Origin of the sequence: Lutibacter litoralis (assembly GCF_014646675.1) — a bacterium.
GTDB lineage: Bacteria > Bacteroidota > Bacteroidia > Flavobacteriales > Flavobacteriaceae > Lutibacter > Lutibacter litoralis.
Genome location: NZ_BMNS01000003.1, coordinates 391177 through 407454, shown reverse-complemented (window position 1 = coordinate 407454; position 16278 = coordinate 391177). Strand labels below are relative to the sequence as shown.

14 protein-coding genes and 1 tRNA gene are annotated in these 16278 nt (G+C 32.7%); 2 read left to right on the top strand and 13 right to left on the bottom strand.

Features of this window, described 5'->3' with window-relative positions:
* Together aroC and IEW75_RS06620 are read right to left on the bottom strand one after the other, a co-directional pair.
* Complete coding sequence (gene aroC, locus IEW75_RS06625; RefSeq protein ID WP_134247940.1) at positions 1-1050, bottom strand: chorismate synthase; 1050 nt, start codon at positions 1048-1050, stop codon at positions 1-3.
* A gap of 69 nt (positions 1051-1119) precedes the next feature.
* Positions 1120-1872, bottom strand: a complete 753-nt coding sequence (locus tag IEW75_RS06620) for a sulfite exporter TauE/SafE family protein (protein WP_134247939.1) — start codon at positions 1870-1872, stop codon at positions 1120-1122.
* A gap of 110 nt (positions 1873-1982) precedes the next feature.
* Between IEW75_RS06620 and IEW75_RS06615 the strand changes: the two genes are divergently transcribed.
* A tRNA-Ser gene (locus tag IEW75_RS06615) sits at positions 1983-2067 on the top strand.
* A gap of 240 nt (positions 2068-2307) precedes the next feature.
* Positions 2308-2637 (top strand): Arm DNA-binding domain-containing protein, encoded by a 330-nt coding sequence (locus IEW75_RS06610; RefSeq protein ID WP_134247938.1) that lies wholly within the window; start codon positions 2308-2310, stop codon positions 2635-2637.
* Here IEW75_RS06610 and IEW75_RS15760 read toward each other — a convergent pair.
* The 11 genes from IEW75_RS15760 to IEW75_RS06560 all read right to left on the bottom strand — a co-directional run bounded on the left by IEW75_RS15760 (position 2576) and on the right by IEW75_RS06560 (position 16117).
* On the bottom strand, positions 2576-2758 hold the full coding sequence (locus tag IEW75_RS15760; RefSeq protein WP_134247937.1) for a hypothetical protein: 183 nt from the start codon (positions 2756-2758) through the stop codon (positions 2576-2578). The genes IEW75_RS06610 and IEW75_RS15760 overlap by 62 nt on opposite strands.
* 12 nt (positions 2759-2770) lie before the next feature.
* Entirely contained in the window at positions 2771-3265 is a 495-nt protein-coding gene (locus IEW75_RS06605) for a JAB domain-containing protein (RefSeq protein ID WP_229714409.1), read from the bottom strand.
* Positions 3266-3340: 75 nt separating this feature from the next.
* Entirely contained in the window at positions 3341-3679 is a 339-nt protein-coding gene (locus IEW75_RS06600; protein WP_134247936.1) for a single-stranded DNA-binding protein, read from the bottom strand.
* A gap of 18 nt (positions 3680-3697) precedes the next feature.
* Positions 3698-3835 carry a hypothetical protein gene (locus IEW75_RS06595; protein WP_188703992.1) on the bottom strand — a complete coding sequence of 46 codons (138 nt, stop codon included), beginning with the start codon at positions 3833-3835 and terminating at the stop codon, positions 3698-3700.
* Positions 3836-4872: 1037 nt separating this feature from the next.
* Positions 4873-5514 (bottom strand): Rossmann-fold NAD(P)-binding domain-containing protein, encoded by a 642-nt coding sequence (locus IEW75_RS06590; RefSeq protein ID WP_134247935.1) that lies wholly within the window; start codon positions 5512-5514, stop codon positions 4873-4875.
* Positions 5515-5781: 267 nt separating this feature from the next.
* Positions 5782-6447, bottom strand: coding sequence for a fructose-6-phosphate aldolase (gene fsa, locus IEW75_RS06585; protein ID WP_134247934.1), 666 nt, complete (start codon positions 6445-6447; stop codon positions 5782-5784).
* A gap of 14 nt (positions 6448-6461) precedes the next feature.
* Entirely contained in the window at positions 6462-8492 is a 2031-nt protein-coding gene (locus tag IEW75_RS06580) for a transketolase family protein (protein ID WP_134247933.1), read from the bottom strand.
* Between the two features lie 72 nt (positions 8493-8564).
* A complete protein-coding gene (locus tag IEW75_RS06575) occupies positions 8565-10253 on the bottom strand; it encodes a beta-N-acetylhexosaminidase (RefSeq protein WP_134247932.1) in 1689 nt (562 codons plus the stop codon).
* Between the two features lie 123 nt (positions 10254-10376).
* Positions 10377-12395 carry an alpha-amylase family protein gene (locus IEW75_RS06570; protein WP_134247931.1) on the bottom strand — a complete coding sequence of 673 codons (2019 nt, stop codon included), beginning with the start codon at positions 12393-12395 and terminating at the stop codon, positions 10377-10379.
* Positions 12396-12539: 144 nt separating this feature from the next.
* Positions 12540-14024 carry an alpha-L-fucosidase gene (locus tag IEW75_RS06565; protein ID WP_134247930.1) on the bottom strand — a complete coding sequence of 495 codons (1485 nt, stop codon included), beginning with the start codon at positions 14022-14024 and terminating at the stop codon, positions 12540-12542.
* 11 nt (positions 14025-14035) lie between these two features.
* Positions 14036-16117, bottom strand: a complete 2082-nt coding sequence (locus tag IEW75_RS06560) for an alpha-L-fucosidase (protein WP_134247929.1) — start codon at positions 16115-16117, stop codon at positions 14036-14038.
* Positions 16118-16278: the final 161 nt, after the last annotated feature.

The window sequence follows — 16278 nt, the reverse complement described above, 5'->3', positions numbered from 1 at the left end:
TTATTTATTCAACAACATAAAATCGGTTAACACCATAGCGGCTAATGCCTCAACAATTGGCACTGCTCTTGGCACTACACAGGGATCATGACGACCTTTACCATGCATTTCAACAATATTCCCATCTTTATCTATTGTTTGTTGCTTTTGCATAATGGTGGCAACTGGTTTAAAAGCTACTCGAAAGTAAATATCCATACCGTTACTAATACCTCCTTGAATTCCTCCAGAAAGGTTAGTTTTAGTAGAACCATCATCATTAAAAATATCATTATGCTCACTACCTTTCATTTTAGCACCACAAAAGCCACTTCCATATTCAAAGCCTTTAACTGCATTAATAGAAAGCATAGCTTTACCTAATTGAGCGTGCAGTTTATCGAAAATTGGTTCTCCTAGGCCAGCAGGTACATTTTGAATAACACAAGTTACAGTACCTCCAATAGTGTCACCTTGTTTTCTAATTTCATCAATTTTAGAAATCATTTTTTTAGCAACTTCAGTATCAGGACAACGAACAATATTGTCTTCAACTTTACTAAAATCTAGTTCCTGATATGGTTTTTCTAAAAATAAATCACCCACCGATGATGTGTATGCATTAATCTTTATTGATGGTATTACTTGTTTTGCAATAGCACCTCCAACAACCCAGTTAGCAGTTTCTCTAGCAGAAGTTCTACCGCCTCCTCTATAATCTCTATGACCATATTTTTTATCGTATGTATAATCTGCATGAGATGGTCTAAATGAGTCTTTAATATGAGAGTAATCATTAGAACGCTGATGTACATTTTTAATAATAAATCCAATGGAAGCTCCTGTAGTTTTTCCTTGAAAAATACCCGATAAAAACTGTACCTCATCTGGTTCCTTGCGCTGTGTTACAATTTTAGATTGACCAGGTTTTCTTCTATCCATATCTTTTTGAATAGCATCAAAATCAACTTCAATACCTGCAGGACAACCATCAATTACGCCACCAATAGCTTCACCATGTGATTCTCCAAAAGTTGTAATTGTAAATATTTTTCCAAATGAATTAGACATACAAATAATTTAAGCAACAAATGTAAAAAAAGAATTTTATAGTAGGTACTTTTACCAGTTGAAATAAATTTAAAAAAACCACAGTTTTATTGCCATAATAACAACCATAACAATTAAAAAAATACGAACCATACCGTCACCTTTTTTAACAGACCATCTACTTGCAAACCAGCCTCCCACAGCATTTCCAATTGCCAAAGTTAAACCTATGCGCCAATTAATAGCGTCGTTATAAATAAAAACTGCAATTGCAGAAAATGTATAAATTAAAGCAACTGTTACTTTAATAGCATTGCTTTTCACTAAAGAAATATTATTTACCGAAGATAAAATCAATAACATAATAAAACCTACTCCAGCTTGTATAAATCCTCCGTAAATTCCAACAAAAAAGAAAAGTATAATACTTAACCACAAATGTTTACCTGTTGTTTTTTCTATGTCGTTTACATGCTTAAATTTAGATTTAAACACCATATAAAACACAACAACTACCATTATAACTGCCAAAATTTTATTAAAAGTTTCGCCCTTAATATCTATTGCAATTTGGGCCCCAATAATGGCTCCAATTAAAGCAGAAATACCTACATAAATGCTAAATGGAAATGTTTTAACTCCTTTACTTTTAAAACCAGCGGTAGTAAATATATTTTGAATGATAATAGCAATACGGTTTGTACCATTGGCAATATTTGGTGGCAAACCTAAAAAAATAAGAATTGGAAGTGACAATAAAGAACCTCCTCCTGCAATTGTGTTAATAGCTCCTGCAATAAAACCAACTACAATTAAAACGATAATTTCTACTATTGGATTCATTCAAAAAATTGAAATGCAAATGTATATTATTTTTAATAAAAATATTCTAAAAAAAAGTTCAAAAAAATTTGAGCAAAACAAAAAAGGGTTTTATATTTGCCCTCGCTAAGGGAGAAATGGCAGAGTGGTCGAATGCGGCAGTCTTGAAAACTGTTGAGGGTCACACCTCCGGGGGTTCGAATCCCTCTTTCTCCGCTGAGAATTTACCAAATTCTAACAAAACCCTGTAAATCAAATGATTACAGGGTTTTTAATTTTCTATAATATCATTTTAAACCATAAAATATTAAATAAAAGGTGCGCTATTCGGTGCGCATTGTTTTTTATGAAATTACGCACCTAATTCACCTCAAAATACTATTAATCAAATTGTTGCAGCATATTTATTAATTATTATTTTGTATCTTTAAATACAATTTTAATACATACGCACTGATGCAAAGTAGATTTTCTATATTATTTTACCCTAGAGGCAACGATATAAACAAAAATGGCAGAGCTCCTGTTTACTTAAGAATTACAATTGATGGGAAACGTAGTGAATTAAGTATTAAAAGAAAAGTTCTTTTAGAAAAATGGAATACAAAAGCTGGTAAAATGAGAGGTACAACCTCAAATGTACGAGAACTAAACAGGTATATAGATGGTATTAGAAATAGAATTTATAAAATCCATGAAAAGCTTAGTGAAAATGAAAGCACAATTACTTATAGCTGTACAAATTTCGTAGTGCTTCCTCTTCTAATAGTTGCTCATAATTGGTAACATGTTTTTTAGCATACGCTTTTATACTTTTTCCAAACTTATGTTCAACGTCTTTTTTTGAAGTTGCAAGTAACCTTTTTTGTGTTGCTGTATCTAAATTAGAATAGTTTAAATAAATCATAACTTGTGTATATTAAATTAAACCGTTATCTGAAAAACTATAAAACTCACCATTTGGAATTATAATTAAATGGTCGAGTACTTTCACATCAAATAAAACTGCTGCTTTTTTTATTTTTTGGGTCAATTGTTTGTCCGCTTCACTTGGCTGTAGTTTACCGCTTGGGTGGTTATGTGCTAATATAATCCCAACTGATAGGGATTTTAAAATGACGGCAAATAGTATTCTAATATCAACTAAGGTTCCAGTAATTCCTCCTGTAGATAATTGATAAACTCCTTTGACTTTATTTGAGTTATTCAATAATAGTACCTTGAATGTTTCTTGCAGTCCAATGGTGCTTTTGTTCCAATGCTTAAAAAGTATCTTTGCTGCTGTTGAGGAGCCCCTTATTGCTTCCAAGGTTTCTAATTTGGTCTTTTCTTTATAACTGATTTTTATTTCATTAACTTTGATTTTTCTCATAGCTAAATAGTTGTTTTGGAATTCGTGAATCTTCGATTTCATTGTTTTACTTTTTATGGTTAATACTAATAAAAGAGGGTACAATTTTCCAAGAGAACACCCTCTTTATGTTGTATGCTATTCAGCGTTACCTAGCAATACTATTTCATTTGCTAAAACTTCAGTTACATAGCGTTTTTCACCCTCTTTGGTTTCATACGAGCGAGATGTCAATTTACCTTCAATGGCAATCTCTTTGCCTTTGGTAACATACTTCTCAATAATTTCAGCAGTTTTTCCCCAGGCTACAATGGTATGCCAATTGGTTTCTGTTTGTTTTTCTCCGTTTGAGTTTTTGTAATTTTCATTGGTTGCCAATGATAAACGAGCTACTTTTTTACCACTTTCAAGGTTTGTAATGGTTGGTTCTTGTCCAACGTTTCCGATTAACTGTACTTTGTTTTTTAGAGTACTCATAATAAAATTATTTAAAAATTAATTAAAATACCATCTGAACTTTTCAGACAGTTTGTTTTTGTTTTTTTGAAGTGATTTACTTATTATATCTTGAGCATTTTCCTTTTTTGTTTTTTTTGGTGCCGCTTCCTTTTTGATATTTTTGTAAGATTTCATAAGATTAATTTTAGATTTACTTCCCATAGTGCCCTCGCTGTTTCCTTTTTTTGTTGCTGATACATTTTCAATAGTTGGAATTGATAAGGACTTATAAAAAGTGAAGCGTAGCGAAATGGTTTATGCAGTCCGTTCAACTTCCAACTATTGGTATTTTGCTGTCAAAAAAAGGGAGGATCAGTGAGGGTGCGGATGTAAGTTTAAAGATTTTTGTGAAGTATCAAAACATAGGAAGCAGTACCAAAATGAATAATGTAATTCCGATTTGGCGGACGCTATTCACGATTTTGGCTCGGTAATGTAGTGTTCCTTCCCAGCATAGAGGGAAAGGTTAACGCAATGGACAGCTGAAATCGGGGATTGTGTCCAAGATCTTTGTAATGAAACTCTTTCACCGAAATGAAGCTTTTTTTGCGGAATGTAGGGGAATGTGCTGAATGGAATTAGAACCAATAGTATAGTAAAAACTCCCGTTTAGTGAGGTACTAGAGAAATCTTTTACAATGTTTCTTTAAACCATTGCATATATTTCATCAAACAATTTCTTATCTAACCTTTCCTGTTGTGAAAAGGACTTTCAATGGTTTGCGAAAGTGCATTACTATTAACTATCAATGACAAATTGCTGATTTGGCATTCAACAATGAATAAATTAAATACAACCCCGACAGCTATAGGAACACACGCGATTTATATGAAACATATTTAGCAGTATTTAAGAAATTAATAGTAATTTAAACATCAAATATATTGCTAACAACCTAATATGCAAGGTAATTGCCCTTTAACATGAAATGTTTTCTTTTTGAATTTAAGGTAATCACTGTCAATACCTGTTAAGTGACTAGCCTCAAATATTAAAAACTTGATAAGATATCAAAAAAAATAGCATATGGGAGTAAAACCTATCAATTGAGTCCCCTTCAATTCCTAGTCCTGAACATCCGCAAACAAGTTGACTTTCGTTATCGTAAAATAAACTTTTTTTATAATCTCCTATAGTATAAATTGGTTATAATGTTTTCAATTTTTATGTATTAATTTATATTAAAATCAAAATTATTGTCGTTATCAAATAAATGCAGGCCATTATCTACATAAATAATTTGGTTCAAAATTTGTTTTGACTTCTCTTTTAAAAGAAAAGCAACAGTATTTGCCACTTGACTTTTTGTTAAATCTGAATCCTTATTTGATTTAACCTTAACCCTTCCCAATTCTGAAGTTGAAATAAAATTATCAAACTTCGGAAAAATTACTGTATTCTTCTTAAACTGAAAAAAACATTCAATTGCAGCATCTTTTTTATCAAAATCTATTACCTCTGTTTCATAGGAATCTCTAATTATCTTTAATGACGAATGAAAACCAAGATTAATAATTGAAAAATTATTAGAAAGTATATTTTTTAAATCAAAATCTTGATAAAAATGCTGTAATAGTTTTTTGTATTTATTAGCTTTATCATCATCAACAATATTTATAAGAGCATCAATTACTACATTCTTTGAAGGTATATTATAAATCTTTTTTATATTATTATTTAAATCACTTAAGTTGTTTGCATTAATAATAATTGGGTAAGCACGTTCACTCTTGAGAGTTCTTGCTATTTGATTACATACGCCATAAATATCTTCTGTTATAATAACAACTTTATCTTGAAGGTTTAAATCCATAATTACAAATTAATATTTTAAGATTTAATATAAAAAATTAAGTGTATTTTCCTGATTTGTAACTGGCAGGAGTTAATCTTGTAACTGATTTAAAACTCTTGAAAAATGATACCGATCTGAAAATACCAAATAAAATGTAAACTTAAGCTGAATATAATTTATGCTTAAATTTGAACTAGCACAAAATGACAAACATTTTAACAAACGATTTGCTACGTCCGAAAAAGCTCAGATTTTTACAGTCACACAAATCATATTCAAAATCAGTTAATAATTAGATGAATTTCCTTTTTTGTAATCGGCTAAAAACTGAGCCAATCCAATATCTGTCAATGGGTGCTTTAACAAACCATATATTGAAGATAAAGGACCTGTCATTACATCAGCTCCTAATTTTGCACAATTAATTACATGCATTGTATGACGGACTGAGGCAGCTAAAATTTGAGTTTCAAAACCATAGTTATAATAAATCTGTCTAATTTCAGAAATAAGATTTAAACCATCTGTTGAAATATCATCTAAACGACCAATAAATGGCGATACAAAAGCTGCTCCTGCCTTTGCTGCCAACAGAGCCTGTCCGGCTGAAAACACTAAGGTAACGTTCGTTTTAATACCTTTATCAGAAAAATACTTGCAAGCTTTTACTCCATCTGCAATCATTGGTAATTTCACTACTATTTGAGGATGTAAAGCCGCTAGCTCTTCTCCTTCTCTAACCATTCCTTCAAAATCTGTTGCAATAACTTCCGCACTTACATCACCTTCAACTATATTACAAATAGCACTATAATGCTTTAGAATATTATCTTTCCCTGTAATTCCTTCTTTTGCCATTAACGATGGGTTCGTGGTAACTCCATCTAGAACTCCTAAAGCTTCTGCTTCTTTTATATGCTCTAAGTTTGCTGTATCTATAAAAAATTTCATTTTGTGTTTTTTATTTATGAATTTAACTTCATATAATTAATAATTTCTTTGCTTATATGTTCTGGAGTAAATCCAAATTTATCATCTAAAACCGTTGCTGGTGCTGAATATCCGAAATGATTTAATCCCCAAACTTTTCCATTTTCACCAACCAAACCTTCTAGGTTTACTGAAAGTCCTGCAGTCAATCCAAAACGAGGAATTCCAGCAGGTAATACAGATTGCTGATATTCCAATTCCTGGGAACGGAATAATCCTTCAGATGGAACGGATACTACACGAACTTTAAAATCTTCTTTCAATTTATCAGTACTCTCAATTAATGTAGAAACTTCTGAACCACTTGCTAAAAGCACAATATCTGGTGTCCCTACACAATCAACTACAACATAAGCTCCTTTTGCTGCCTTCAAAGCATTTATATATGGATTTTCTACAGGTAGGTTTTTAATGTTTTGTCTAGAAAGGATTAATGCTGTGGGTGTTTTCTTATTTTCTAAAGCCATTTTCCAAGCAACAGTAGTTTCAACCACATCAGCAGGACGTAAAACCAGCATAGAATTTCTACCACTATGATTTTGTAATTTCTCCATCAATCTAATTTGTGCCTCTTGTTCAATAGGCTGATGTGTTGGGCCATCTTCTCCCACACGAAAAGCATCATGTGTCCATATATAAATTACTGGAAGTTCCATTAGTGCCGATAATCGAGTAGCTGGCTTCATATAATCTGAAAACACAAAAAATGTTCCACACACTGGAATCAATCCTCCATGAAGTGCAACTCCATTCATAATGCTTGCCATTGTCAATTCACAGACTCCAGCTTGTAAAAATGCCCCAGAAAAATCATTTTTATTTAAAGATGTTGTATTTTTTAAAAAACCATCTGTTTTATCTGAATTCGACAAGTCTGCTGATGAAACAAGCATATTTTCAATTTCATTTGCAAAAGCACTTAAAACAGTTGCAGATGCTCCCCGAGTTGCTGAATTTGGGTTTTGTTCTATTTTTGAAAAATCGAAATCTGGTACCTCTCCTGATAAAAATCGTTCAAGTTTAACCGCCAATTCTTTGTTTTCAGCAGTCCATTCTTTCTCTATTTTTTTCTTTTCAGCAGCAAACTTTAAAAGTTCTCCTTTTCTATTTAAATATAATTCTTCCACTTCTGGAAAAACTTGAAATGGATTTTCAGGATTACCACCTAAATTTTCAATAGTGGCTTTAAAGCTTGCCCCAGCAGCCGATATAGGCTGACCGTGAGTTGCTGTTTTTCCTTCAAAATTTTCACCAGACTCCTGTAAACATCCTTTTCCCATTATAGTTTTACCTATAATAAGTGTTGGTTTATCTAAACTACTATTTGCTAACTTTAATGCTTCTCTAATTTCACTAGCATTATTACCATCAATAATACTCACATTCCAGCCCCAGGCTATGTATTTTTTAGCAGTATCTTCAGACGTCACATCATCAACTGTTGTTGATAATTGAATGTCATTTGAATCATAAAACATAATAAGATTATTTAACCCTAAATGTCCTGCAATACGACCTGCTCCCTGAGATATTTCTTCTTGAATACCTCCATCAGAAATAAAAGTATATGTTTTATGAGCCATCCATTCACCAAATCGAGCCACTAAAAATCGCTCAGCTATTGCTGCTCCAACTGCCATTGTATGTCCTTGACCTAATGGCCCTGAAGTATTTTCAACACCTCTTTTAAAATCAACTTCCGGATGTCCAGGAGTAACACTACCCCATTGTCGAAATTCCCTCAAATCATCCATCGTATAATATCCAGACAATGCCAATACTGAATATAACATTGGAGACATATGACCTGGATCTAAGAAAAATCGATCCCTGTATGCCCAATTCATATCTGATGGGTCATAATTTAAAAATTCAGAGTAAAGAATATTTATAAAATCTGCTCCACCCATTGCTCCACCTGGATGACCAGATTTTGCTTTTTCAACCATGCTCGCAGATAAAATTCGTATATTATCTGCAGCCCTTAATTCAATATTTTTTATCATATCTTAAAATTGGAATAGTAGTCATCTCAAATTTTAAATTAATTCTTTTGGACTACTACTCTCTAATAATTATTATTTATTTACACTATGCTTCGCATAATTTAATCCCATAACCTCATATCTTTTAGAAATATGATTTAATCGTTGTTGAAAATCATCCCAGTTCTTTCCTTCTTTTGACGACCAAACTACTTCAGATAAAGCTGTCATTCTAGGTAGAATCATATATTCAACATAATCAGTTGTTTCCATATATTCTGTCCAAACATTTCCTTGAGCCCCTAAAATATATTTTTGTTCTTCTGTGGTTAACTCCTTAGGTGTTGGTTCATAGGCATATACATCTTCAACGGTGGTCATTCCTCCGATAGCCAATGGCTCATTATCCTTATCCTTGGATTGGTAATGATCAAAATAACAAGAATGCCCAGGAGTCATAATTACATCGTGTTTTTGTTTTGCTGCTTCAATACCTCCTTTGGTACCTCTCCAAGACATTACAGTTGCATTTGGCGCTAAACCACCTTCTAAAATCTCATCCCAGCCAATTAATTTTTTTCCCTTTGAATTTATATATTTTTCCATTCTCTGAATGAAATAACTCTGTAGCTCGTGCTCATCTTTTAAACCTTGCTCTTTTATTCTTTGTTGACATCTGGAGCATCGTTTCCAATTTCCTTTTGGACATTCATCACCTCCGATATGAATATATTGAGAAGGAAACAATGGAATGACTTCGGCTAAAACATCTTTTAAAAACTGAAAGGTTTCTTCTTGACCGGCACAAAATACATCATCAATTACACCCCACGTTTCGTAAACTATTTTGGGTGTTCCGTTGGCTTGAAGTTCTTTTCCTTTGTCTGAGACCATATCATTATAAATTTTTGTTGGTTCTTCAGGGAAACAACTTAAAAAAGGATAGGATGCAATAGCTGCTCCTCCATGACCTGGAAGTTCAATTTCAGGGATTACAGTTACATGACGTTCTGAAGCGTATTTTACTATCTCCTTTACTTCTTCCTGTGTGTAAAACCCTCCATATTTCTTTTGATCGTTTGAAATTCCCGGGTGATGACCAACAATAGTTCCATTTCTCCAGGCTCCAACTTCAGTTAATTTTGGATATTTTTTTATTTCAATTCTCCATCCCTGATCTTCTGTTAAATGCCAATGGAATGTATTCATTTTATGCATTGCAATTAAATCGATGTATTTTTTCACAAATGAAACAGGAAAGAAATGACGAGCAACATCTAAATGCATTCCTCTATAAGAGTATCTCGGATTATCTTTGATGCTCACTGCTGGAATGGTTAATTCTTCTTCTGTATCACCTCCTGATTCAATAGAAGCTGGCATTAATTGTCTTAATGTTTGAATTCCATAAAAGATACCTTTAGAAGTTTTTCCTGAAATAGTAATTTCATTGTAAGTTACTTTTAATTCATACCCTTCATCATTAGTTATAGCTTCATCTATTTTTAATACAATGTTTCCATTGCTACTTTTTGAATCAAACTCAATATTTTCTCCTGTTGAAAGACTTAACATTTCTGCTAAATATTCTCCTTCGTTTGTCAAATTTAAATCCCCTAAAATTTTAGTATCCGAATTTATTAAAAATCTTCCTTTTGAAATTTCTAGTAGAGTTGGTTTTGGTATTACTTGATAAGCCCCTTCTTGATTGCTTATATCCTTATATTTATTTGAGCAGGAAATACTCAATAAACAAATTATTGCTAAAATTGTAATTCTCATTTTTATATTTTTTAGTGTATTTTTATTTTTGAAACCTTATTAATTTGTATGGATCAATACCTTTAAAGGTATTGATCCCACAAATAGACAATCAATCCACAATTAATCAAATAAACTTTAATTTTAATATTCATAAACCACTCCACTGTGGCATCTAAATTCAGGAACAACTACTTCTAATTGGTTTCCAACTTTTTTCATTTTCAATTCCATTTTATCTGGAATAGTGTAGACCTTTTTAATTTTTTCATCAAAGTCCACACGTACATTTACATTGTATAAAGGTACCAAATCTTCTATTACCTTTGCACGACCACGCTGATGTGGCGTGGCATATGTTAAATGCACCACATAGCGATTTTCTTGCGGTTGATGTAATAAATTTACACGTCCACTACTTGGTAAATCTGCTTCTACAAAAGGATCTGTTAACACCTGTTTTAAGGCATTATAAAATAATTGCTTATGTACTCTCGACCCTTCTTTTCCGTAGTTTCTTTCAAGACGGTGTGCCGCCCAAACAATATTTCCATTTCTAATAATTGCTGGATGAGCAGCTGCTTTTGTATTATACGGCGTATTGTCATGAGATGTCCAATGCTCAACAGTTCTGTTAAAATAAGGTTCATGAATTTTTGCTAGTATTTCTGTTCCTGCTTCAGGTTGAACTCGAACTGCAGGATAACGATTTAAAAATGGCGATTGTATTAAATCTTCTGTCAATTTATCTGAGACTAATGTATAATAAACATCGGCTGTGGCATCTCCCAAATATGTTGCTCCAATATCAAATTTCCACTTCCCGTTTTCAAAAGCTCCTTTTTCAAGAATAAACAGTTTCCCTCCCTTATCAACAAATGCTTGAATCTTTATTGTTTCTTCCTCATTTAACTTCACATCACTGTTTAAGATTATTAATTTTAAATCACTCCAATCATTTAAATTATTTGCCACCACAAAATTCACTTGTTTTTCCAACAACATTTTGGTCAAATCATTATCTCTTCCTGTAAAGCTTAACCAAATAGCTGTTTTTGCCAAATGTTTTGAGTTTAAACTATAATCTTCAATTTTTTCAATATACTCATATGCATGACCAATATTATCATAAGTTGCTTTTTCTAATTTTCCTGTAGGATGTAATTGATCTCCAAAATTAGCCATAGCTCCATAAGAAAGCATACTCGCTGCTTCATACCAGATAGCATCTTTGTGTTTAAAGCCTCCAAACTCTCCCCAGGCCGAATGGAATTTCCCACTCATAGCCACAATTGGTTTTCCTGTATTTGCATAATATTTAGCTCGTACCGGAAATACATCATAACCTGCCCAAGTAGTTGGTAAATCTTCTAAATCCTGCTTGGTATTATATTGATCATAGTGCTCATCCACAATGCGTTTATTACTTATTGGAGTGGTCCAGTTATAATAAATAGTGGCATTGGGTTTGTATTTTTTTATAAGCGCATTTGTCTTCTGAAAATAAGTATGCATTTTTTTACAATGATAAGCCCAGGCCTCCTCTTCATTATTCCAATCTATACCATTGGCTTCCATATCTTTTTTACTGTACTCATTGTAATTGATATTTCCAACAGGCACAATATCAAACCAAAAACCATCAACATCGTAATTTTTCACAATCTCTTCAGTATGCTTCAACAAATGCTCCATATAAGGGCCTTCTGGATACATGTTAGGCCATCCCCAAGAAAAATGTTCTCCTGGTTTTGATTTCGCCTCCATTTCTGCAAAAGTATTTTTACCATCCTTACCTGTTGACACCCATTCTGGATGCTCCTTTCCATCGAGCACATTCCAGCCAACAGTTACATAAGCTTGAGATGAAACACCTATTTCTTTGTTTGCTTCAATTTGAGCTTTAAGTAAATCAAATTTTAAATTGGGGTGACGTTTCCCTATTTTAGTATTATAATAAGCCCATCCGTGATGTCCTTTGGCAAAAATATTAATGGAGTTTACATGTCCATCTTTTAAGGTTTGTTGCCATTCATCCTTATTCCAACTCTTACCAATATTCTCCAATTTTTCAGTAGTATGAAAATCAAGATGAACTTGTCTGGAACCTTCTCCCTTATAAAATCCTTTCTTATTCGATTGAGAAAACCCTTGAAATGTCATTAACACCAAGGTTAAATTTACAATAAAATATTTCGTAATTGTACCTATCACTTTTATAGTTTTACTTGAACGTATTATTCAATTTCTTTTCGTTACATTCTTATTACAATCTCATATTTAAAACCCTACCAACTTTTGTCTTTTTTATTTTACAACATTGCTAATTTTAAATGAATATGCATACTTAGATGGTAATTCATCAGGTGTAAGATTTGGAACTTTAAGAATTAAATTCTTTCCTTTTTGAACAAATTCAACTTTTAAATCAGTTCCCACTAATGTAATTTCAGTAGTTGAAGTTGCCTTCATATCTCTAATAACCAATGTCTCTTTAGGCCATTTTGGTACAATTGCAAATACGTCTTCTCCTTTTTTAGTAAAGAAAATCTCACGAACTCCATATCCAGGTTCTGGATCAATAGTTTGTTTTAAAATGAAATCAGCTGGTAGGTAATGAGCTCCTTCTGGTTTCCAATCTTTTTTTCCTTTTTTAGACCACTGACAAGCACGTTCCCATTTTCTTGAACCATAAATAGCTTCTCCATTTACCTTTAGCCAATCACCAATTGCTAACAATCTATCCTGCATAATTGGTGGAATATTACCGTTTGCATCAGGACCTATATCTAGCAATAAATTCCCTCCATTACTCACTACATTTAATAGTAAATAAATTAGTGTTCTGTCTGAAGCATAATCCCATGAATCTTCATTGGCATTGTATCCGAAAGAAAAACCAATTCCTCTACATTCTTCCCAAGGCTTGCTTCCATCCAATTCTGATTGATATTCAGTTGTATAATAACCCCCATGATTAAAACGAGCCCCATCTCCCCAGCGGTCATTCACCACAACAGATTCTGCAACCGCTGACTCATTGAACAACCATTTTAACAACTCAGGTGAATGCCATGTTTCTGGTTTGGCACTCCAGTCACCATCAGACCAAATTAGATCTGGTTTGTAATTTTCTACCAAATCTTTAAATTGTGGGTGAGTGTGTTCTAAAGCAAACTTTTCCTTGTCTTTTTTCCATAACGGATTGAACCATTCGTATAAAGAATAATAAGTTCCGAATTTCACATCGGTCTTTTTAACCGCGACTTCTAATTCTTTCAATAAATCTCTTTTCGCTCCAACATCTTTTGCATTCCAAGGGAAACCCCATGTTTTATTTGCTTCTTTACTTGGCCACAATGTAAACCCATCATGATGCTTTGAAGTAATCATCATATATTTTGCTCCTGCATCTGCAAAAAGTTTTGCCCACTTATCTGCATCAAAATTACGGGCTGTAAATTGTTCTCCAAAATTGTAATAACTAAAATGAGGACCATAAGTTTCTACGTGATAATCATACACTTCAGTCCCTGTAAATTTTCCATTTCCAAAAAGCGATTTACTTTGTAACCAATATTGATACCATTCTGAATAAGTTCCCTTCGGACTCCATGCGGGAACCGAGTAAGGTCCCCAGTGAATAAATATTCCAAATTTTGCATCTTCAAACCATGGTGCTATCGGACGACTGTCAATTGATTCCCAGTTTGCTTCGTATTTTTTTTGAGCAAAACTTCCTTGAATTCCTATTAGACATAGGGCGATTATACTAAAAACTGCTTTTTTCATTTTATTTACTTTTATTCTGTTATTATATCGAACTCAGCATATCCTGCTTTGTTATTATTATCGGTATTTTTTATAGCTCTTAATTTTATAAATCGAGTTTTTGCTGTATCAAATGTTTTAGTTTGCCAAATTGGACTATTTTTAATATTGGAAAACTCTCCCTTGCTCTTTAACTTCCAATTTCTACCACTCGCAGAAGTATAAAACTCGTAGTTAAAAATAATTCCTGAAGACCATCTACTTTGATCTGGTAAATATCTAAATCCAGCTATTTTATTAATTCTTCCTAAATCAACAATAAGATCTAAAGGCATTTTCTTACCAGATTGCCCCCAAGAAGTTGAAGATTCACCATCAAATATTTTAGCCACATTTTCATCTTTGGAATTTAAAACTTTCCATTTCTTTTTTGAAATATCAAAGGTTTCTGAAGAAACAGGGCTCGACTTCCCTGATTGCTTATCAAGAACTATTGCTTTAATTTCTGATTTCTTATCGTATTCGAATGATTTAGAATAGCTGTTAGAACTTTTAGTTGGTTCCGAGCCATCGGTTGTATAATACACTTCTAATTCTTTATCTGCTGAATGGATGGTTATCATCCCTTCTTTATTTCTTTTAATTTCAGGAGCAACTACAACCTTTGGAGCTTTGTATACTTCAATATTAGAAATTACAGGACAAGCCTTTGATTTTTTAATATTCAATTGAAGTTTTGAAACAGTAACTGTTGGAAGCCTCAAAATTCTTTTGTAACCAATAGTAGTTTCTGAAGCTAACTCTTTCCAATCTCCATCAACAAAGCCATCCAAGGTAAATTCTTGAACACGTTGACCCAATTGAATATATTCTTGAACTAAAAATCGGTTTATTTCAGTTGGTTGTTCTAAATCTATCGTTAATGAAGCTGTTGTTATTTCATCATTGGTTGTCCAGTAGGTTTCTTTATTTCCGTCATTTACATTTGAAGCATCGTATTTAGATGAATTTCCTCTAACACTTGTTGCTTCAGCATCTTTATTTTTGGCTAATTCTTCTTTAAAATCTTCTTTTAAAATAGCAGCCAATCCTCTCACCCGTTTTTCATCAATTTCATGAACTAACCCTCTTTGATCTACAGGGAAATTTAATAAGAAGTTACCACCTCTACCAACAGAATTGTAATAAATATTCAGTAATTCTGGAACTGTTTTTACTTTATGATCCTCCGATTTATGATAAAACCACCCTGGACGAATTGAAACATCTACTTCGGCTGGTACCCAATGCGTACCGTCTTCATGACCATACCTTAATTCTTCATAATTTGGATATCCAGGCCAAACTTCATCACGCCTTAACAAATTCCAATTGGTTTCTCCTACCCAACCTTCTTCATTTCCACACCAACGTGTATCAGGACCTGCATCACTAAACAACATGGCATCTGGTTGTAATTCACGAACAATTTTATAGGTGTTTTGCCAATCGTAATATGTTTTTCTATCTACACTTCTTGTTTCATTGGCTCCTCCATAATATCCTGATCCTCCATTGGCCCCATCAAACCACACTTCAAAAATATCACCATAATTTGTTAGTAATTCTTTTAATTGATTACGGAAATAGGTAATATATTCAGGTTTTCCATAATTGGCATAATTACGATCCCAAGGCGATAAATACACTCCAAATTTCAATCCAGCTTCCTTACACGCTTCAGAAAGTTCTTTTAATAAATCTCCTTTACCATTTCTCCAAGGTGAGTTTTTCACTGAATAATCTGTATACTCTGAAGGCCACAAACAGAAACCATCATGATGTTTGGCTGTTATAATTACCCCTTTCATTCCAGCATCTTTAAATACTTTTACCCATTGACGTGTATCAAGTTCTGATGGGTTGAATAATGCAGGATTCTTATCTCCGTATCCCCATTCAATATCAGTAAAGGTATTCATACTGAAATGTACAAAGGCATAGTATTCCATTTCATGCCATTTCATTTGACGTTCAGAAGGAACTGGACCAAAAGCTGTTGGAGGTGGTACTTGCTTACAAGAACCTAAACACAAAACAGCTGTTAGAATTAGTAAATATTCAATTTTTCTCATATCTTATTAAATTTTATATATGTAATAATTTGTATAATTTTAAGCTTGTAAAATCAAATTATCTTTCAAAGATAATTAAAACTTTTTATTGCTTAAACGATTTAGCATAATTATTTTAAATATTTTTTTATATCGAAATAACCTAATGATTTAGATTCTAT